Genomic DNA, 20,076 nt, shown 5'->3' with positions numbered 1-20,076 from the left:
TATTCATATCAACGGATCTCCACGGAGGTCCGTTTTTGCATTCTAAGCCCGCAGCCCCCCCTTTGTTGAATAAACCGGATTTAGATAAAAGCAGCTCCCGTCTCTGTCTTCCTCAGGCAATCCGCAAACTTTATGGCATCCATGCACGCGTCATTTTGTTTAAGATACGAATTATGGTCATCGCCTAACTAACCTGCGCATCGAAGTCACACAGCGTCAGGTGTCCACCGAAAGCTGTTTAACCCGGTACATTGCCGTTTCGGACAGCGACCACAGGTTATAAGCCGTGTTCCATTTCCAGTAAGCATTGCTCCCGGTAAGTCTCAGCCTGTCCTGTGGATAATGTGGGATATCAGGCGAGTGACCGGTAGCTCAATCCCGACTGAGTTACCTCAAGGTGATCGACTATTCCGCGAACCTTTTTAGAAACGGTACAGAAATCTTGGGGGTTAAAGATGGTACGTTACCTGAAAGCATTCCAGAGAAAAATCAGTATGGAATAATACTCTTACTGCAACGTTAGAAGATTATGAAATTAATGAAAAAGAGCAAACTCTTTATACCGATGCGGCCTTACAAGCCGCATATGAAAAAGAGTTGAAGGATGCTTTCAAAGGAGATAAATAATATCTTTAACCGAAATAGTAAAAAATGAAAGTGTAGAAGATGTATTAACCTTCCTGGGGCCTACATCTGATTATACAAAGCTGGATAAGCCGTTCACTTATAACCGATATGACGTCATATCCAGCGGAGATCTTTCAAGGACCTATGACGAATTATTCCGGAAAGGCGTGCTTCAGGACCTGAACGGGCAGGTGGTCAAAGGCCCAAACTGGAAAGAACCGAAATTTGTCACTGACAAGAAATACGGCATTGAGTGAGCTCCCTTCATCTAGCGCCATCCGTCTGGATGGCGTTTTTATTCGACCGACCAGCACGCTGAATAAAATTCAATAAACGCCCGTGCCGCCGGGCCAATGCGCCGGTTGGGTCGTACGCAGTACAACCCGGTTTCACGGCCGGTCCACTGCGGCAGCACCTGCACCAGGTCTCCGGCGGCAATGGCAGCGCTCATTGTCAGCGCGGAATGAAAAGCGATCCCCATGCCGTCGACACACAGCCGTCGGGCTGCATCTGCGTTGTCCACGGTAACGCGCCCACGGGGTTCCAGCGTGCGCTGTTCACCCTGAGAAAACAGACGCCAGGACAGACCATCCTGGCTGGCCGCAGAGACAATACACGCGTGTTGCCCAAGCTGATCAATCGTTGTGGGCGTGCCTCTTAATGCCAAATAGGCCGGAGAGGCCACCAGAATACGGCGGTTCTCCAGCAGCTTGTGCGCCACCAGTGAGGAGTCCTTCATCTGGCCAATACGCAGGGCCAGCATCACCCCTTCCGCCACCAGATCCACATAGCCATCATTGAGGCGTAAATCCAGCTGTATATCCGGAAAGGCACGCAGAAATCCCGCCAGATGGGGCACCACGTGGGTGTGACCAAACGCTACGGGTGCGCTGACCACCAGCCTGCCCTGCGGCCTGACCTGTTCGTCGCGCACCCGATCGGCGGCATCGCGCAGCTGGCCTAACGCCTGCTGGCATTCAGAAAAATAGCGCTGCCCGGTGTCGGTCAGCGACATCGCCCGCGTGGTGCGGTTCAGCAACTGGGTGCCCAGATGGTGTTCCAGCATCTTGATAAAACGACTGACGGAGGAAGGGGTGATCGCCAGCGCTTCCGCCGCACGGGCAAAACTGTTGTGTTCAACCACAGCGATAAAGGTTTGCACTAAGTGCAGAGGCGGCGCAGACATTATTGCTCTCAATAAACGAATGAATCTTATTAGCAGCTATTATCAAGAAAATTAAGCATGATTAGAATCGTTCTTTTTTGGAGAACATCTGATGAACACCTCTTCTGCCGCCCGGTTCCACGCCCTGCACCACCAGCCCCTCCCCCTGCGTCTGCCCAATGCCTGGGATGCAGGCAGCGCACGCCAGATCGAAATGCTCGGCGCACAGGCGATTGCCACCACCAGCGCGGGCGTGGCCTGGTCACTGGGCTATCGCGATGGCAATCAGCTCCCGGTCGCAGAGTATGTTGCCCGCGCCGCATCCATTGCCCGCGTGATCAACATCCCCCTCAGCGCCGATATCGAAGGGGGTTATCATGAACATCCAGCCACCGTAGCCGACACGGTAAGACAGATGATCGATGTAGGCGTGGTGGGGATCAATATTGAAGACGGCAGCGCCCATCCGCAGTTACTTTGCCGTAAGGTTGAGGCCATCAGAGCCGCCAGCATCAGCGCAGGCGTTGAGCTGTATATCAATGTGCGTACTGACGTCTACGCACGTAATCTGGTCCCGGCCGGGGATAAGGCGGGCGAAGTGATCCTGAGGGCACAGAACTACCGTCACGCCGGGGCTGATGGTCTGTTTGTGCTGGGATTAGTGGAAGCGCAGGAGATGCAGGCGATCGCCAAAGGCAGCGATCTGCTGCTCAACGTCAGCGTCTGGCCCCAACTTCCGCCGCTGGCATCGCTGACAGCCTGCGGCGTGCGACGCATCAGCGCTGGCTCCTGGCTGCCACAGACGCTGTGGGCCAGTAACAAACAGCTGGTGCGGGGCTTTTTATCGCAGGACGAGACAGCACCGCTGATGGCGACAGCCACACCCTATGCAGATATTAACGCGCTGTTTTAGACTGACAACGGATACGGGCGGACCGCAACAGGCCCGCCCGGCAGGGAGATTATACGCGGAAGGTATCGGTCATCGCCTGCAGGCTGTGAACCTGCTCTGCCAGCGACTGTGACGCGGTAGAAGACTCTTCCACCAGCGCCGCATTGCTCTGCGTCACATTATCCATCTGGCTGACCGCGGTGCTGATCTGGGAAATGCCCAGCATCTGCTCGCCGGAGGCCAGGGCGATTTCATCCATTGACGCGGCAAGCTCACTCACCATGCTGACCACCGCCACAATGCTGCGTCCGGTGTTGTCCGCCACCGTCACGCCGTTTTCCACTTCGGCCACCGCTTCCGCGATCAGCGCCTTGATCTCACGGGCGGCGGTGGCGCTGCGCTGTGCAAGGATACGCACTTCACCTGCCACCACGGCAAACCCACGCCCCTGCTCACCGGCACGCGCCGCTTCCACGGCCGCGTTCAGCGCCAGAATATTGGTCTGGAAAGCGATGCCTTCGATCACGCCGGTAATATCACGAATTTTACCTGAACTCTGCGCGATATCTTTCATCGTGCTGCCCATGGTCTGGACATGCTCCTCACCTTCGCGCGCCAGCACCGCCGCACCGCGTGCAGACGAGGCGGTCTGCGTGGCGCTCTGGGAGTTATTTCTGATGGTGGCCGTCAGTTGCTCCATGCTCGCCGCCGTCTGCTGCAGGGCCGCCGCCTGCTGCTCCGTACGGGAAGAAAGCTCGGTATTCCCCTGGGCAATCTCATCCGACGCCAGCGACACCGATGCCGCCGTCTCTTTGATCTGCGTGACCAGACTCCGCAGGCGCGTCTGCATCACATCAAGAGACGCCAGCAGGCTGGTGGTATCCTTTGCCCGCAGTTCGACCGGCGTATTGAGGTCGCCGTCCGCGATGGCCGAGGCCAGTCGCTGGGCCTGAACCGGTTCGCCCCCTAACTGCCGCTTGATATGACGGGTAATCAAACCACTCATCAGCAGACCCAGCGCCACCGACGCCAGCGTCAGGACGATCAGCGTCACGAACACCCCGGAGAGGCTCTCCTGTGACTGTACGGCCGTGCCTTTGGTCACGCGACTCTGGTAACTGACCATGGCGTCAATTGCCGTCAGGTAGGCATCCTGCGCCACCTTTAACGGCCCGGTGATCAGCGCGCGGGTGCCCGCCATATCGTTGCTACTTTTCAACTGTAGCAGACGGGTCATCGCCGCCACGAACGCCGGCTGCGTCTGCTCGATGCCAGCCAGCAGCGTCGAGGCTTCCTCGACTTCCTGCAGATTAATGCCTGGCAGCGATTTCGCCCCTTCCACCAGCTGACGGAAGCGTGTGGTGATGGCCTGATTACCGGACTGGGCCTGTTCAATCTGCGCCAGCATGTCAGGCGCAACGGCACCCTCTTCTGTCGCCAGTGCCCGCAGCATCAGCGTTGACTGCAGGGTGGCGTTATCCTTCACCGTCCGCAGTATCTGCAGGTCGTCCAGCCGGGCGCTGGTGAGTTTCTGCTGATCGTTGGCATCAGACAGTTTAATTCCCGCAAAAACGGAGACCATTACGCCGCCGGCAATAACCACCAGAAACGCCAGACTCAGCATCACGCTGAGTTTCATATTTTTTATTCTGAGCATGTTTTTACCTTACATCAGGGTCGGAATTTCATGCTCTCTGACAATCGTATACGGGCATTCCGTAACAGCATAATTGCAGTCAGCATCAGTGTGTGTAAGTCAAAAAAATCATCAGGATCCTGTGAATCCGGCTCTGTTTTTTTGTTTCAGCCCATCAGGATCCGGATGCACAACGATAAAGCAGGCATTGTGATGTTGTTTAACAAACCGATCATGTTATCGGCCGCGAGAGCGGAAAATTTAGTCAGTGGCGGCAGATCACCGCGCGGAGGAAGGCTGGCGTCAGGGTGGCGACGTCGCCGCGTTGCGCATCATCAGCAGCAGCAACGCCATCAGGCAGGCGCTGGTCTGCAGGCCGCCGAGCGTACTTACCGGGGCAAAGGTCAGTACCGACCCCAGCCAGGTCGCCAGGGCCGCAGCGGCCATCTGCAGAAAGCCAAACAGGGCGGAAGCCAGCCCCGCTTCCTGACCAAACGGCCCCATGGCCAGCGCCGTCCCCAGCGGGTTAGCCAGCCCCATTCCCAGAAGAAACAGCACCATCGAAAGCGCATACGCCCCCGGTCCGGGGTGGGCGGGGCCCCAAAAGAGCACCAGCCCTCCGACAGTGGCGATAGCGATCCCGGCGGCAGCTACCCTGGCTGAGCCAAAACGGCGGGCCAGACGCGGCGCGGCCAGTCCCGCCGAGAAGACCACAAAGACCGTCGAGGCAAAGAAATATCCGGCCTGGAGCGGGGACAGCCCCATTCCATTCATCAGAATGGCCGGAGCCGCAGCGAAAGCGGCGAACAGCCCGCTCATCAGCAGCGCCATCGACAGCGCAGGCAGGATAAAACGCTGGTCAGTGAGCAGCCGACAGTAGGCACGGATCACCGTACCGGCCGAATGCGGTGCACGCCGATCGGCGGGATGAGTTTCTCCCATCCCCCACCGGTAGCACACGGCAAGCACCACGGCGCTCAGCCCCACCAGCAGGAACATGGTCCGCCATCCGAACGCCAGCGTTAACAGGCTGCCCAGCAGGGGCGAAAAACCCGGTGCGGCGGCCGTGGCAATCATCGTCAGCGAGAGCGCCCTGGCGAGCGTATCCCCCTCGTAAAGATCGCGGGCAATGGCCCGGGACAGAACCGACGTTGCGCAGACCCCCAGCGCCTGAATCACCCGGCCGGTAATCATCTGCGCCAGGCTGTCCGCACAGCCCGCCAGCACGCTGCCGGTGACAAACACCGCCAGCCCGCCCAGGACCAGTTTCTGCCGTCCGAAGCGATCCGCCAGCGGGCCCACTGCCAGCTGGCCAAAGGCGAAGGTGATAAAGAATGCCGACAGTGTCAGCCCAAGCTCGCGGGTGGATACGCCCAGCGCCCTGCCCATCTCCGGAAAGGCCGGCAGGATAATATTCGTCGACAGCATGCCAATGGCGGCTAACCCGGCCAGTAACGCAACGATCTTCCCTGTCAGCGGGCGCACAGCCGGGGCCTGCTCAGGGGAACTCACGGTTGAACTCCTGCGGAGCGGACATGGCTGACGGCGCGATCGGTGGCGGCGGAGGCCGCTTCGTCGCTCGCCGGCGGCTGCCATCCGCCCCCGAGGGCGAGAAATGCCGCAACGGCGGCACGGGCTGATGCCGTTTGTGCCATCACAAGGCCATCCGACGCCTGAAGCCGGGTATCATCTGCCTGCAATACGTCAATCAGGCTGGCCGCACCGTTCTGCCAGGCGGCATATGAAGAGGCGCGGGCCTGGGTCAGGGACGCCTCTCCCTGCGCCAGAATCCTCGCCTGCTGTTCCCGGTTGATCAGCGCGGAAAAGGCATTTTCAACCTCTTCTGTTGCGCGCAGCACCGACTGACGATAGGCAGCCAGCGCTTCAGCCTCCTGGCCCCTGGCACGGTCAATGTCGGCATTGATACGGCCAAAATCAAACAAACGCCACTGCAGGCCAAGCCCCACTGACGACTGGCTGGCGGGGCCGCTGAACAGATGGCCGTCGGAAAGCGAGGTCGCACTGCCCAGCAAGGCGCTGAGGCTAAATTTGGGGTAATACTCCGCGATAGCGACCCCGATGCGCGCATTTGACGCCGCCAGACGACGCTCTGCCACAATCAGGTCAGGCCTGCGCCTCAGCAGATCGCCGGGGGTTCCGGTATCGCTCATCGATGGGATCGCAGGCAGCCCCACAGGCACCTCCAGCAGGCGGCGCTGCGTGCCGGGCGGCGTGGCTAACATCACATCCAGCGCATTCATGGCCGTCTCCAGCCCGTTACGCAGAACCGGCAGCGTAGCGTCCACCTGTGACAGCGCCCCTTCGGTCTGGCGCACCTGATATTCTGCCGCGATGCCCTCGCGCTGGCGCAGTCTGACTTTTTCCAGCAGCATCCGCTGCGTTGCGGACTGCTGACGGGCAATCTCAAGCCGCATCTGCAGGCCGCGAACGGTAATATAGAGATCCGCCGTTTGTGCGGCGACGGCCAGTCGGGTTGCCACTACATCCGCCTGCGCAGCCTGATATTCCGCCAGCGCGGCCTGACGCTGACGCCGCTGTCCCCCCGCCAGGTCCAGCTCCCAGCTGGCTCCCAGGTTGGTTTCCCAGCGACTGCCGTAGCGATCATAGTCCGGAGTGGTACTGAGAACTCTCCCCAGCGGGGTTTCCGTCGATTCGCGGGCGCGTCCGGCCTGGGCGCTGATATTACCTGAAGGCAACAGTGCGGCAGTCGCCGTTCCCAGTCCGGCGCGCGTCTGAGCGACACGGGCGATGGCCTGCGTCAGATCGAGATTCTGCGCCAGGGCTTGCGAAATCAGGTGAGTCATCACAGGATCGTTAAATCCCTGCCACCAGACAGCCAGCGAGGTGACCGGTAGTGCGGCGCGTTCGCCCGCAGAAGGCTGGCTCAGGTAACGCGCTTGTAATGGAACCCCGGGTCTGTGATAGTCCGGGCCAACGGCACAGCCGAACAGCAACGTGCTGCTCACAGCCACAACAAGGGAACGCAGGGAAGACATGGAGATTCCTTGGGAAACGCGTTAAGATAGTGACCAGATTACCAAATGGTCACTAGTTGTCAATCAGGCTCTACAAGCTAAGTGGTGAATATGACTGAAAATACCCCTCTGCCCACGTCACGCGGGCCCTCCGAGCACAGCGTGCGCGACCAGATCGTCGAGGCGGCGACCGTACACTTCGGTCATTACGGTTACGAAAAAACCACCGTGTCCGATCTGGCCAAAGCCATCGGTTTTTCAAAAGCCTATATCTATAAGTTTTTCGACTCGAAACAGGCAATCGGTGAAGTGATCTGTGCCAACCGCCTGGCGATGATCATGGCGCGCGTCGACAGTGCCATCGCGGAGGCCCCGACCGCCTCCGACAAGCTCCGCCGCCTCTTCCGCACGCTGTCCGACACCGGCAGAGAGCTGTTTTTCCACGATCGTAAACTGTATGACATTGCCGCCGTAGCGGCTCGCGATCGCTGGCCGTCGATCAAAGGGCACGAAGAACATCTGCGACTGCTGATACAGGACATTTTGCATCAGGGCCGGGAGTCGGGCGAGTTTGAACGTAAGACCCCGCTCGACGAAGCCTCCAGCGCTATCTATCTGGTGATCCGCCCTTATATGAATCCGGTGCAGCTGCAATTTAATCTGGAAATTGCCGAGGAAGGGGCGGTTCAGCTGGCGGCGCTGATCCTGCGCAGCCTCGCCCCCTGAAAGTGACCATTGACATAATTGGTCACTAGTTACAGAATGCGGTTTCTGCTCTTTTCAATAAGTAAGGGAACCCATGCTCCGGCTACGACCTGTTACCATTGCTGTCTGTCTGCTGCCACTGACCCTGGCCGCCTGTGGCGATCCCCCCTCAGAGGCCGGGGATCCCCGCAATCAGCCTCCGCTGGTGCGGGTGGCCAGCGTGCAGGATGCCGCCGCATCTTCACGCACCTTTACCGGCGTTGTTGCCGCACGTACTCAAAGCGATCTGGGCTTCCGGGTATCGGGTAAGGTGCTGGAACGCCTTGTCGATAGCGGACAAAGTGTCAGCAAGGGGCAGCCGCTGATGCGTCTGGATCCGGTTGATCTTGGGCTGCAGGTTCGCGCCCAGCAGGAGGCGGTGACCGCCGCCCGCGCCCGCGCCGTGCAGGCCACGGAAGACGAGCGCCGTTACCGGGGCCTGGTCTCCGCCGGGGCCATCTCGGCCTCGTCTTACAGCCAGATTAAGGCCACGGCAGAAGCGGCAAAGGCCGATCTGAACGCCGCCCAGGCACAGGCCGATGTCTCGCGTAACGCCTCGACCTATGCCGTGCTGCGGGCCGACGCAGACGGTGTGGTGATGGAAACCCTGGCCGAACCCGGCCAGGTGGTCAGCGCCGGACAGGCCGTGGTGCGCGTGGCCCGGGCAGGACAACGCGAAGCCGTTGTGCAACTCCCTGAAACCCTGCGTCCTGCGCTTCACTCTCTCGCCTGGGCCTCGCTGTACGGCAATAAAGACGCGCCCGTCGCGGCCACCCTGCGGGTGCTGTCTGACTCTGCTGACAGCGTGACCCGCACCTATGAAGCCCGCTACGTTCTGCAGGATGCCCTTGCCCGCGCCCCGCTTGGCGCTACGGTGACGCTGCGCCTGCCACAAACCGCCGATGCCCGTCCGGGCGTGGAGGTGCCGATCGCCGCCGTGTACGACGCAGGCCAGGGGCCAGGAGTGTGGGTAGTGAAGGGCAAGCCGGCGACCGTCACCTGGCGCGCCGTACAGGTTATCAGCCTGAGTGATGATACCGCCCGCGTGACGGGGAAGCTGGCGCGCGGTGAGCAGGTCGTGGCACTCGGTGCCCATCTGCTTCACGACGGGGAAAAAGTACGTCTGGCCGTGCAAAATGTCCCGGGAGCCCAGCCATGAGTGCGCATCGCTTTAACCTCTCCGCCCTCGCGGTGCGTGAACGCTCCGTGACCCTGTTTTTGATCCTGCTGGTGGCCGTCGCAGGGATCCTGGCGTTCTTTCAACTGGGACGGGCAGAAGATCCCCCTTTTACCGTCAAGCAGCTGACCGTCATTACCGCCTGGCCCGGCGCAACGGCGCAGGAAATGCAGGACCAGGTGGCTGACCCGTTAGAAAAGCGCCTGCAGGAACTGAAATGGTATGACCGTACCGAGACCTATACCCGTCCGGGCATGGCATTCACCATGGTCTCCCTGCTCGACAGCACGCCCCCCGGTGAGGTTCAGGAGTCCTTTTACCAGGCGCGTAAAAAGCTGAGTGACGAAAGTCAGAATCTCCCCGCCGGCGTGATCGGGCCGATGGTCAACGATGAGTTTTCAGACGTGACCTTTGCCCTGTTCGCGCTGAAAGCGCGAGGTGAACCTCAGCGTCAGCTGGTGCGCGATGCCGAGGCGTTGCGCCAGCGGATCCTGCATGTGCCGGGGGTGAAAAAGGTCAATATCATCGGCGAGCAGCCTGAACGTATATTTGTTTCCTTCTCTCATGACAGGCTGGCCACCCTGGGCGTAATGCCGCAGGATATTTTTAACGCCCTGAACGGACAGAACCTGCTGACCCCTGCCGGTTCGATCGATACGCACGGTCCGCAGATTTTCCTGCGTCTTGAAGGTGCGCTCGACAAGCTGGATAAAATCCGTAATACCCCGATCAGTGTGCAGGGCCGCACGCTCAAGCTGTCCGATGTGGCCACCGTCGAACGGGGCTATGAAGATCCCGCCACCTTTATCGTGCGCAACAACGGTGAACAGGCGCTGCTGCTCGGCGTGATTATGCGCGACGGCTGGAATGGCCTCGATCTGGGCCAGGCGCTGGACAAAGAAACCGCACAGATCAATGCCGGAATGCCGCTGGGGATGTCGCTGACCAAAGTCAGCGATCAGGCGGTGAACATCAGTTCGGCCGTTGACGAGTTTATGGTTAAATTCTTTGTCGCGCTGCTGGTGGTGATGGTGGTCTGTTTCGTCAGCATGGGCTGGCGCGTTGGCGTGGTGGTGGCAGCAGCGGTTCCCCTGACGCTGGCTGTAGTGTTTGTGGTGATGGCCGCCAGCGGAAAAAACTTTGACCGTATTACCCTGGGCTCGCTGATCCTGGCGCTGGGCCTGCTGGTGGATGACGCCATCATTGCCATTGAAATGATGGTGGTGAAAATGGAAGAGGGTTATGACCGCATCGCCGCCTCTGCCTATGCCTGGAGCCATACGGCTGCACCGATGCTCTCCGGGACGCTGGTGACTGCCATTGGCTTTATGCCCAATGGTTTTGCCCAGTCCACCGCAGGCGAGTACACCAGCAATATGTTCTGGATCGTCGGCATCGCCCTTATTGCCTCCTGGGTGGTGGCGGTGGTCTTTACCCCCTACCTCGGGGTGAAAATGCTGCCGGCGATCAAGCCGGTGGCGGGCGGTCATGCGGCCATCTATAACACCCGTCATTACAACCGATTCCGCACTCTGCTGGGCAAGGTGATTGCCCGCAAATGGCTGGTGGCGATCACGGTGATCGGTCTGTTTGTCGCTGCGGTTATCGGTATGGGGCTGGTGAAGAAACAGTTTTTCCCGGCGTCCGACCGTCCGGAAGTCCTGATTGAAGTACAGATGCCTTACGGCACGTCGATAGAACAGACCAGCGCGGCCAGTGCAAAGGTAGAGGCCTGGCTGCAAAAACAGAAAGAGACGCGCATTGTGACCGCCTATATCGGGCAGGGTGCGCCACGTTTCTATCTGGCCATGGCGCCGGAGCTACCCGATCCCTCCTTTGCCAAGATTGTCGTGCTGACCGACAGCCAGCAGGACCGCGATACGCTGAAACTCCGCCTGCGTCAGGCGGCAGCCGATGGCCTGGTGCCTGATGCCCGGGTCAGGGTCACGCAGCTGGTATTCGGGCCCTACTCCCCGTTCCCGGTGGCCTGGCGGATAATGGGTCCCGACCCCGCGGTACTGCGCACGATTGCCGCGAAGGTTCAGGGCATCCTGCAGGCCAGCCCGCAGATGCGAACGGTCAACAGCGACTGGGGGCCACGCACACCTGTCCTGCACTTTGCGCTGGATCAGGACCGGCTGCAGGCCGTAGGCCTGACCTCCAGTTCCGTGGCGCAGCAGTTGCAGTTCCTGCTTGCCGGCGTGCCGATTACGGCCGTGCGGGAAGATATCCGTTCCGTCCAGGTGGTGGGGCGTGCCGCCGGTGACATCCGGCTCGATCCCGCTAAGATTTCTGCGTTCACGCTGGTGGGTGCCGCCGGGCAGCGCATTCCCCTGTCTCAGGTGGGGGAAGTCAGCGTTGGTATGGAAGAGCCTCTGCTGCGACGCCGCGATCGCACCCCGACGATCACCGTGCGCGGCGATATCGCCGACGGCCTGCAACCGCCGGATGTCTCGGTCGCGATTGGCCGGTCCCTGCAGCCGGTGGTGGATGCGCTTCCACCGGGATACCGTATTGAACAGGCCGGTTCGATTGAGGAGTCCGGCAAAGCCAGTCAGGCAATGCTGCCGCTGTTCCCCATCATGATTGCCATGACGCTGCTGATTATTATTCTGCAGGTGCGTTCAATGTCGGCGATGGCGATGGTGTTCCTGACCGCCCCGCTGGGGCTGATTGGCGTGGTGCCCACGCTGCTGCTGTTCCAGCAGCCGTTCGGTATCAATGCGCTGGTCGGGCTGATCGCGCTGTCGGGCATTCTGATGCGTAACACGCTGATACTGATTGGGCAGATTCATCAGAACGAGCAGGAGGGATTAGCGCCGTTCCAGGCGGTGGTTGAGGCCACGGTACAGCGCGCCCGTCCGGTGCTGCTGACCGCGCTGGCGGCGGTGCTGGCCTTTATTCCCCTGACCCACTCGGTGTTCTGGGGGACGCTGGCCTACACCCTGATTGGAGGAACCCTTGGGGGAACCGCAATGACGCTGATCTTCCTGCCTGCGATGTACGCCATCTGGTTCCGCATCCGTCCGGTGACGGCGTCAGGCCCCAGCACGCCTGCCGAAAGATAAGCGTGACGCGGCTGAATTCAGTGCACTACTGGCTGACTTCAGCCGCGGCCCCGTTCTGCTGTCCGGGGCTGTTCCTGTGCGCAAACAGGCGGAAATCGCTGTAACTGAGCGGGCGGGAAAAGTAGAACCCCTGAAAGGCCGTGCAGCCAAATCCCTGCATCAGCAGCCACTGCTCGGCGGTTTCAATGCCTTCCGCCAGCACCTCCAGCTTGAGTTCCAGCCCCATGCGGGCAATATTCATGGCAATAACTGCCCCTTTCGGCCCCTCCGTTGCGCCAGAGATAAAGCTGCGATCGATTTTGATCTGCTCCAGCGGCAGACGGCGCAGATAATTCAGCGAGGAAAAGCCAGTACCAAAATCGTCGAGCGAGAAGCGGAACCCCGCAGCAGCCAGCGCATGCATCTTCGCTACCACCGTCTCAATATCCGAGGCAAACACACTCTCTGTCAGCTCAAGCTTCACCCGTGACGGGGCCACTGAACGCACGTCAGCCAGGTGGATCAGGCGTTCGACAAAATCCGCTTTCATCAGGTGGTCAACGGTAATATTGACGGAGATGGTCAGATGGGCCATCGCCGGATCGCGCTGCCATGCCGCCAGCGCGCTCAGGGCGTTGTCGATCACCCACTCCCCCACGGCGGGCATCAACCCTGCCCGCTGGGCATCAGGAATAAACTCAGAGGGGGGGACCATTTCCTTGCCCGGCTCCTGCCAGCGCAGCAGCGCTTCGGCCCCACTAATCTGCCCGGCCGCATTGAGCAGCGGCTGATAAAAGAGAACGAATTCATGGTTATACAGCGCATGCTGGATGGCCCTGATTTTCTCGCTGTGGCGGGAAAAATCCACATGCATGGCCGCAATACCGCCGCATAAAATAACGGTGGCCGCCATGGCATTAATCAGCGGAAGACAGAGGTGAAGACGGTAAGGTATCGGTCGCGCAAAGGGATAGATCAGATCGGCACTGCTGAAAATAATAAACGCCAGCAGCGTCACCGCTATCAGCATCATCTGCGCCAGCGTGTGCCTGCGCTGATAGTTGATATAACCGACCAGGGCAATCGTCAGCAGGTAGAGATGTGTGGTTCTGGGGATACCCGCTTCAGGTACGTCATACAGCAGACAGAACAGGACGGCATAAATCAGATGGACCAGCTGCGCCAGCATCAGCCCGGTGGAGAAATAGCCCCCTGCGGCAATGCGCCAGCTGAAAAAGGCCGCCATCCCCATGATTAACAGAGAGATCACCAGCGTCCACTGCTGCATAATGGCAAACACCACCAGCCAGCCAACGGTGACGACCAGACCGCTAAGGAAAGCCATCCTGCAGATATACTCAAGATGTTCTTCATTAGGGGTTTTCAGCATTCTTCTTCCCGGCATGGCGTTAATCACTCCGTTCGCAATTAAAGGGTCCTGATTTTAATATTGATTTCATCCCATTCTGGATACACCACTCTCTTATGTAAAATAATCGATGCCCTGAAACGCTCACATTCAGCGGAGGCATCACCGTAAGACGGCGCGCCTGTCAGACCCAGAATTGAGTCACCGAAGGTCAAAAGGGATAACGTATTTAACGGGAGTGAATAGCAATAATAAGCCCGGTTGACGGGCTTATTATTGCGCTGGAAAACGACTTAATTATTTTCTGGCAAGATAGATCTCTTCGAGGTGGAAATCGCCCCCCTCATTATAGTAGCTGTAAGAGGCAATAATCATATCTTCACCCCGGTAGTTCACGTAATGCGGCTGCAGGAAGGCTTCGACCGGCAGAATTCGCTTAGTGGTTTTATCGGCGAGATCGGTTTTCCAGATACAGGCGTAGCCGCCCTCATTGTCGAAGTAGAATGATGAATCACGCCCCCAGACATAATTGCGGTTGTAGCTGAAATCCGGGCCCTTGGCCGTGTCGGCCTGCGGCAGGAATACGTTCATACCGGCATCCGGACGGTCATGTGGGAAGACGTACATCCCCTCATCAACTTCGCTGTTGCTGCGGTCAGCAGAGGCCAGACGCCACTGGCCATCAGGTGACGTCAGCCGGCTGTTGCACTCATTGCTTCCGCAGTACCCCACCCACTTTTTCTTCTCGGGTTCGTCCGGCGGCACACTCAGCTCAGTGATGGCGCCCAGCGCTTTCGGGGAAACGTTCAGCGCATAGGCATGCGGCGTGGCAAAGTCGCTTTGGCTGTTCACCGTCACGCCCGGCGCGCGGTATTCTGCCACCGTGTAGCGAATGTCGCCCTCCACCGTGCTGACGTTATCCAGCAGCGACAGTACGAGGTTATAGCCCTCATACACCGCCTGCACCTGCGGTTTCTCACCGTCTTTCAGGCTCAGGAGAAACGCCCCCTTTTTGTCGTCTTTTTCAACATACAGAACGACAAACACCATCAGGTCGTTATTCACGATGCGGTAGGTCAGCGGGCTGAGATAATGCCCGCTGGTGCCCACGGTCAGATCGGTGACATCACTGGAGGTGATCAGCGGCCGGACGCGCCACGGCTCTTCGGTAATGGTAAAACCGGCTTCACTTTTTAATCCGGCAGCGACGGGTTTATCCAGCTTATCGCCCGGACGGGTAAAGACATCGCTAATCTTTTGATACACTCCGGCTCGCGACAGGGTTTTATTGCGCTCGATATAACGCTGCTTGATACACTCCGCATCCACCCCGCAGCGATTTCTTTCTGCCAGCCATTTTCTCTGCTCACGCGACAGGCTGCCGACCGCAAAGCTGTTATCCATGGCTTTAACGAAATACCCATTGGTGACGTTATCCAGACCGGAAAGATAGGGATCTTTGCAGATGGTTTGTTCCGTCTTGTTCAGACCGGTTAGCGAGCAGTCGAAACCGGCGGCCAGCGCGTTCTGCGCCAGCAAAGCCAGCGCAATCCCCAGACCGTATTTTAGTTTTATCATTTTTATTTCCTTACGCCCTTTCCATCATGTCATGCTGATTAGCAGGTGCTCAAACGTATATTGTGGCGGGACATAAGCCCGCCTGTCAGGCAGGAATAATCTACCGGAAAAAATAGCAAAAAGTACGACAAAGAAATGAAAGCGTACCGGCAGACTTACTCTGCCTCATCAAAAGTGATGGCCTGCCCACGTTCATCGATATGTTTCCGATCGCGACGGAAGGCCATTGACGCCCGCAGCCCGCCAAAAAGAGCGCCACGCTGGTAAATCTCATCCGCCCGTTCGCGCAGATACGCATCCTGCGGATTGATCGCGAGACCGCGGTCGACCCACACTTTTGCCAGATAGCGGTTCGACACGCAGCCCGTCCCGGTGAAAAAGGCATAAGCATAATAGGCAGCGGCATACTCCTGATTCTCCGGGCGCTCATCACGCCACAGTTCACCCAGGACCTCCGCCACCGCCAGCTTCCGATCCGCATAGCTGGCATACTCACTGAAAAGGATGAGCCCTGCCAGCTCGCGCGTGGCACGCTGCCAGACCTCCAGAGCGACGTTAGGGGCTCGCATCACCGCGATAAACAGGTCGCGCGCACGCTGGTACTGCTCTGCATTGACGATGTCATTTTCCCGGGCAATCACATAGCCGAGGTTGTACTGGCACACCACGCTGCCCGCCTCAGCCGCCCGCGCCAGCCAGTGCTGTGCCTGGGCCGGGTCGTCATAGGGCGAAGCGTCGCGCCCGTAGCGGCGTGACAGGCTGCCGGCGTAAAGGTCATACAGACCGGCCATGGCCGACGCATTTCCGGCCCCGGCGGCGGCATGATCGAGATAAATACCCGCCTCCTCCGACACCGATTCAAACAGGTTCGCCGCGGCCTGGCCGATATCGAAGTCAGACGGCAGTGCCAGCCCCCGTGCGATCAGTCTTTCATGATCAAACTGCCCCGGTGCGATGCCGTAAAAACCGAAGCGGCTGGCCAGCCCCGCCATCAGCACTTCGTACGGACAGTCCCCCCACTGCTGGCTGCGTTCCAGCCACAGCGGGCGCAGGCCAAAATGGTCCTCAATGCCGGCAAAATCCAGGCAGAGCAGCAAGGTACTGAAAGCATCGCTGCTCCCCGGATCGGCCGCCGGATGATCCACCTGCCATGCCTGCACCAGCGCATCATAAGCCCGCTGCATATCAGGCCGATCCCACTGCACGCCCTCTTCATTTTCCGTACGCGCATAGTGGCTGAGAAAATTAGCATAGCTGCGCAGGACCGCAGCATGCTGGCGTGGGGCAAGGGTGAGGGCCAGCAGCGCATCATACTGCTGCAGACAAAAGGCAATGTGCTCGCTGTCGTCAGCGTCCGGCATCAGGGCCAGGTAGCCCAGATAATCCCACGCCTGAGTCATCCGCAGGCCATTGCGTTCGATGTCACTCAGTCCGCGGCACCAGTCGCTGGCGATAAACGCCGACATCTCCTGATGACTTCCGCCCCAGCGAGGATAAAGGAAATAGACCCATGAACTGAGAATGCTGTAGAAGTCCGGACGCGCGGCCAGGGTTAACTGCAGCCAGTAAAGCTTACTGTTGTGCTGCTCCTGCTCACTGCGCAACGGCAACGAAGGCGGTAATGCCGCAGGGATGATCGCCAGTTCGCTGCCGCCTTCATCACGCAGACGCTGAACACCAGCGGCCCAGAGAGCCGGATCAACCTCCGCCTCGCGCTGCGAATAGTCCGCCGGCACCACGCCCGCAACCAGCGCCGTCAGCCACTGCGGCTCCCCCAGATAGCAGCTCAGACGGAAGATACGAAACAGCGCAAAGGCAGGTTGCTGATGCAAAGGTAGCGCACGCAGGTAGGACGCAATGGCCAGATCCCGTGCCAGCCCGGCCCCCATCCAGCGATCGTCCGCGACGAACTCACCGCCATCCTGGGTACGAATTCGCCCGGCGGCCCGCTCCCAGTAGCCTCCCAGCAGCAGATGTGCATGGTAGGAAGTCGGATAGTGTCTGACCCATTCCTGCAGAAGGGACAGCAGTTCAGTGGCGGGCTGGATCGGGTCGAAGAGCATTTCGATGCTCCACTCATAGTCATAGTCCTGACTGATGCCGTTCAACCAGGGCCGGGACTGCTGTTCCAGTAACGCGTCAAGGGCATCAAATTGCTGCCCGACTAACAGCGCCCGCAGGTGCGCGCGGCGGCTGAGGATCGTATCCAGAGATTCAAAATTCGTCGTCATAGTAGGGCTTCTTCCTGAGTTTTCGTCCGCCAGCCCTGGCAGGCCACACGCGGCGAAAAGGTGTCTGTGCTGATAAAGGGATAAAAATAAGACAATGTATGAATATGTTGTTATATCAGTTAATAATGCAGGATTCAGAAAATATATCGCCCGGAAATCCTCCGCTGATGGCTCCTCTTCCTTCCCGTTCCCTGTTCGCCACGCGCTCTGGTTGTTCCCTGCTCCGACACGATGAGACACCAGTCACAAATTTTCATCTCCGGCTTCGTGGATAAAACCGCTTATACCACTCAACAACCGCTTACCCGCCCGATAGCGCCACTCAACGAATTATCCCCCCTGGAACCCTTGAAATTCGCCACCATAGACCCGGTCTGAAAATGTGACAAACCGACTCATTATCATTTGATAAAAAACCAGGTCCCCTATGAATAAAAATAAACTATTCAAACACATACCCTGGATGATCCTTGGGATTATCGGCGCGTGCTGTCTGGCCGTCGTCGCGCTACGGCGCGGTGAACATATCAGTGCGCTATGGATTGTGGTTGCCAGCGTCTCGGTCTATCTGGTCGCCTACCGTTACTACAGCCTCTATATCGCACAGAAAGTGATGCGGCTGGATCCAACCCGCGCCACGCCGGCGGTGATCAACAACGACGGACTGAACTACGTCCCGACCAATCGTAACGTGCTGTTTGGTCACCACTTTGCGGCCATTGCCGGTGCAGGCCCGCTGGTCGGCCCGGTACTGGCGGCGCAGATGGGCTACCTGCCCGGCGTGCTGTGGCTGCTGGCCGGTGTGGTACTGGCAGGGGCGGTGCAGGACTTTATGGTGCTGTTTATCTCGCAGCGACGTAACGGGGCGTCACTCGGTGAGATGATCAAAAATGAGATGGGCCCGGTGCCCGGCACCATCGCCCTGTTCGGTTGCTTCCTGATCATGATTATTATCCTGGCGGTGCTGGCACTGATCGTGGTGAAGGCACTGGCAGAGAGCCCGTGGGGCGTATTTACCGTCTGCTCAACGGTGCCGATTGCGCTGTTTATGGGTATCTACATGCGCTTTATCCGCCCCGGACGGGTGGGTGAGATTTCGGTTATCGGCGTGATACTGCTGATCGCCGCCATCTACTTCGGCGGCGTGATCGCCCACGATCCTTACTGGGGTCCGGCACTGACCTTCAAAGACACCACGATCACCTATACCCTGATCGGCTACGCGTTTGTTTCCGCCCTGCTGCCGGTGTGGCTGATCCTGGCGCCGCGTGACTATCTGGCCACTTTCCTGAAAATTGGCGTCATCGTCGGTCTGGCTATCGGGATTGTCATCCTCAATCCTGAACTGAAAATGCCGGCGCTGACGCAGTATATCGACGGCACCGGCCCGCTGTGGAAAGGGGCGCTCTTCCCGTTCCTGTTTATTACCATCGCCTGCGGCGCAGTCTCAGGTTTCCACGCGCTGATCGCCTCCGGCACCACGCCGAAGCTGCTGGCCTGTGAAACCGATGCCCGCTTTATCGGCTACGGGGCGATGCTGATGGAGTCCTTTGTCGCCGTGATGGCGCTGGTGGCCGCATCGATTATTGAACCCGGTCTCTACTTTGCCATGAACACACCGCCGGCGGGCCTTGGCATCGTGATGCCAAACCTGCATGAACTGGGAGGTGCCAACGCGCCACTGATTATGGCGCAGCTGCAGGACGTGACCGCTCAGGCGGCCGCCACCGTCAGCTCGTGGGGCTTTGTTATCTCCCCGGACGCGATCCTGCAAACCGCGAAGGATATCGGTGAGCCGTCGGTGCTGAACCGTGCAGGGGGCGCCCCCACGCTGGCCGTCGGGATTGCCCATGTGTTCGACAAAATTATGCCGATAGCCGATATGGGGTTCTGGTATCACTTCGGTATTCTGTTTGAAGCGCTGTTTATCCTCACCGCCCTGGATGCAGGAACCCGCTCCGGCCGCTTTATGCTGCAGGATCTGCTGGGTAACTTTGTGCCGTTCCTGAAAAAAACCGACTCGCTGCTGGCGGGCGTGGTAGGCACCGCTGGCTGCGTCGGGCTGTGGGGCTATCTGCTGTATCAGGGCGTGGTTGACCCGCTGGGCGGCGTGAAAAGCCTGTGGCCACTGTTCGGAATTTCGAACCAGATGCTGGCTGCCGTCGCTCTGGTGCTGGCAAGCGTGGTGCTGATTAAGATGAAGCGGACGAAGTACATCTGGGTGACCATGCTGCCGGCCATCTGGCTGCTGATCTGCACCACCTGGGCGCTGGGTCTTAAGCTGTTCAGCAACAACCCGCAGATGGAAGGTTTCTTCTACATGGCCCGCGAGTACAAAGCCAAAGCCGCTGCCGGGGGAGCCGATCTGACGGCACAGCAGGTGAGCAATATGAATCATATTGTGATCAACAACTACACAAATGCCGGTCTGAGTATCCTGTTCCTCGTGGTGGTGTACAGTATTATCTTCTACGGCATTAAAGCCTGGCTGAAAGCACGCCAGGCCGATGGTCCGACGGATACTGAAACCCCGTATGTGGCCGTGCCGAAGGAAGGGGTGAAAATCGCTTCCGGCCACTGACACTGATCCGCGTTAACACGGCCCCGCTGCGGC

At 59.0% G+C, this 20,076-nt stretch carries 13 protein-coding genes and 1 pseudogene; 6 read left to right on the top strand and 8 right to left on the bottom strand.

Going from position 1 to position 20,076, the window contains the following annotated elements:
- The coding region (locus EPE01S_RS23815) for a hypothetical protein (protein WP_218007820.1) at nt 1-188 on the top strand (188 nt) is incomplete at its 5' end.
- Here the strand turns inward: EPE01S_RS23815 and EPE01S_RS23950 are convergent.
- Nucleotides 185-324: pseudogene (locus EPE01S_RS23950) on the bottom strand (IS5/IS1182 family transposase); the annotation flags it as partial. The gene EPE01S_RS23815 and the pseudogene EPE01S_RS23950 sit on opposite strands and share 4 nt — an antisense overlap.
- A gap of 598 nt (nt 325-922) precedes the next feature.
- The gene (locus tag EPE01S_RS13835) at nt 923-1,813 is read right to left on the bottom strand and encodes a LysR family transcriptional regulator (protein WP_062746094.1); all 891 of its coding nucleotides are present in this window, start codon (nt 1,811-1,813) and stop codon (nt 923-925) included.
- Nucleotides 1,814-1,904: 91 nt separating this feature from the next.
- On the opposite strand from EPE01S_RS13835, the gene EPE01S_RS13830 reads away from it, so the two are divergent.
- A complete protein-coding gene (locus EPE01S_RS13830; RefSeq protein WP_062746092.1) occupies nt 1,905-2,705 on the top strand; it encodes an isocitrate lyase/PEP mutase family protein in 801 nt (266 codons plus the stop codon).
- A gap of 49 nt (nt 2,706-2,754) precedes the next feature.
- Here EPE01S_RS13830 and EPE01S_RS13825 read toward each other — a convergent pair whose 3' ends face one another.
- From EPE01S_RS13825 to EPE01S_RS13815, 3 genes are all read right to left on the bottom strand, one after another.
- Nucleotides 2,755-4,341: a methyl-accepting chemotaxis protein gene (locus EPE01S_RS13825; protein WP_062746090.1), complete on the bottom strand. Its 1,587-nt coding sequence runs from the start codon at nt 4,339-4,341 to the stop codon at nt 2,755-2,757.
- Nucleotides 4,342-4,623: 282 nt separating this feature from the next.
- Nucleotides 4,624-5,832, bottom strand: a complete 1,209-nt coding sequence (locus EPE01S_RS13820; RefSeq protein ID WP_062746087.1) for a multidrug effflux MFS transporter — start codon at nt 5,830-5,832, stop codon at nt 4,624-4,626.
- Nucleotides 5,829-7,337, bottom strand: a complete 1,509-nt coding sequence (locus EPE01S_RS13815; RefSeq protein WP_062746085.1) for an efflux transporter outer membrane subunit — start codon at nt 7,335-7,337, stop codon at nt 5,829-5,831. The genes EPE01S_RS13820 and EPE01S_RS13815 overlap by 4 nt, the downstream gene beginning before the upstream one ends.
- A gap of 90 nt (nt 7,338-7,427) precedes the next feature.
- Here EPE01S_RS13815 and EPE01S_RS13810 point away from each other — a divergent pair, with 90 nt between their 5' ends.
- The 3 genes from EPE01S_RS13810 (at nt 7,428) to EPE01S_RS13800 (ending at nt 12,305) form a co-directional block, all read left to right on the top strand.
- Nucleotides 7,428-8,042 (top strand): TetR/AcrR family transcriptional regulator, encoded by a 615-nt coding sequence (locus EPE01S_RS13810; RefSeq protein ID WP_062746083.1) that lies wholly within the window; start codon nt 7,428-7,430, stop codon nt 8,040-8,042.
- A gap of 73 nt (nt 8,043-8,115) precedes the next feature.
- Nucleotides 8,116-9,219, top strand: coding sequence for an efflux RND transporter periplasmic adaptor subunit (locus EPE01S_RS13805; RefSeq protein ID WP_062746081.1), 1,104 nt, complete (start codon nt 8,116-8,118; stop codon nt 9,217-9,219).
- Entirely contained in the window at nt 9,216-12,305 is a 3,090-nt protein-coding gene (locus EPE01S_RS13800) for an efflux RND transporter permease subunit (RefSeq protein ID WP_062746079.1), read from the top strand. Before EPE01S_RS13805 ends, EPE01S_RS13800 begins: the two co-directional genes overlap by 4 nt.
- Nucleotides 12,306-12,330: 25 nt before the next feature.
- Here EPE01S_RS13800 and EPE01S_RS13795 read toward each other — a convergent pair whose 3' ends face one another.
- From EPE01S_RS13795 to EPE01S_RS13785, 3 genes are all read right to left on the bottom strand, one after another.
- The gene (locus EPE01S_RS13795; protein WP_062746077.1) at nt 12,331-13,674 is read right to left on the bottom strand and encodes an EAL domain-containing protein; all 1,344 of its coding nucleotides are present in this window, start codon (nt 13,672-13,674) and stop codon (nt 12,331-12,333) included.
- A 276-nt stretch (nt 13,675-13,950) separates the two neighbouring features.
- Complete coding sequence (locus EPE01S_RS23945; RefSeq protein WP_255210148.1) at nt 13,951-15,231, bottom strand: lysozyme inhibitor LprI family protein; 1,281 nt, start codon at nt 15,229-15,231, stop codon at nt 13,951-13,953.
- A 155-nt stretch (nt 15,232-15,386) separates the two neighbouring features.
- Entirely contained in the window at nt 15,387-17,462 is a 2,076-nt protein-coding gene (locus tag EPE01S_RS13785; RefSeq protein ID WP_062746075.1) for a DUF4034 domain-containing protein, read from the bottom strand.
- Nucleotides 17,463-17,889: 427 nt separating this feature from the next.
- Between EPE01S_RS13785 and EPE01S_RS13780 the strand changes: the two genes are divergently transcribed.
- On the top strand, nt 17,890-20,043 hold the full coding sequence (locus tag EPE01S_RS13780) for a carbon starvation CstA family protein (RefSeq protein ID WP_062746073.1): 2,154 nt from the start codon (nt 17,890-17,892) through the stop codon (nt 20,041-20,043).
- The last annotated feature ends 33 nt before the right edge of the window (nt 20,044-20,076 follow it).

Origin of the sequence: Erwinia persicina NBRC 102418 (genome assembly GCF_001571305.1) — a bacterium.
GTDB lineage: Bacteria > Pseudomonadota > Gammaproteobacteria > Enterobacterales > Enterobacteriaceae > Erwinia > Erwinia persicina.
This window is presented reverse-complemented; position numbering and strand designations above follow the sequence as displayed.

Excerpts from the sequence above, each read along its gene's own strand:
- EPE01S_RS13795 (WP_062746077.1), bottom strand. The coding sequence starts at position 13,674 with ATGCTGAAAACCCCTAATGAAGAACATCTTGAGTATATCTGCAGGATG.
- EPE01S_RS13800 (WP_062746079.1), top strand. The coding sequence starts at position 9,216 with ATGAGTGCGCATCGCTTTAACCTCTCCGCCCTCGCGGTGCGTGAACGC.
- EPE01S_RS13785 (WP_062746075.1), bottom strand. The coding sequence starts at position 17,462 with ATGACGACGAATTTTGAATCTCTGGATACGATCCTCAGCCGCCGCGCG.
- EPE01S_RS13835 (WP_062746094.1), bottom strand. The coding sequence starts at position 1,813 with ATGTCTGCGCCGCCTCTGCACTTAGTGCAAACCTTTATCGCTGTGGTT.
- EPE01S_RS13805 (WP_062746081.1), top strand. The coding sequence starts at position 8,116 with ATGCTCCGGCTACGACCTGTTACCATTGCTGTCTGTCTGCTGCCACTG.
- EPE01S_RS13830 (WP_062746092.1), top strand. The coding sequence starts at position 1,905 with ATGAACACCTCTTCTGCCGCCCGGTTCCACGCCCTGCACCACCAGCCC.
- EPE01S_RS13815 (WP_062746085.1), bottom strand. The coding sequence starts at position 7,337 with ATGTCTTCCCTGCGTTCCCTTGTTGTGGCTGTGAGCAGCACGTTGCTG.
- EPE01S_RS13780 (WP_062746073.1), top strand. The coding sequence starts at position 17,890 with ATGAATAAAAATAAACTATTCAAACACATACCCTGGATGATCCTTGGG.
- EPE01S_RS13810 (WP_062746083.1), top strand. The coding sequence starts at position 7,428 with ATGACTGAAAATACCCCTCTGCCCACGTCACGCGGGCCCTCCGAGCAC.
- EPE01S_RS13825 (WP_062746090.1), bottom strand. The coding sequence starts at position 4,341 with ATGCTCAGAATAAAAAATATGAAACTCAGCGTGATGCTGAGTCTGGCG.
- EPE01S_RS23945 (WP_255210148.1), bottom strand. The coding sequence starts at position 15,231 with ATGATAAAACTAAAATACGGTCTGGGGATTGCGCTGGCTTTGCTGGCG.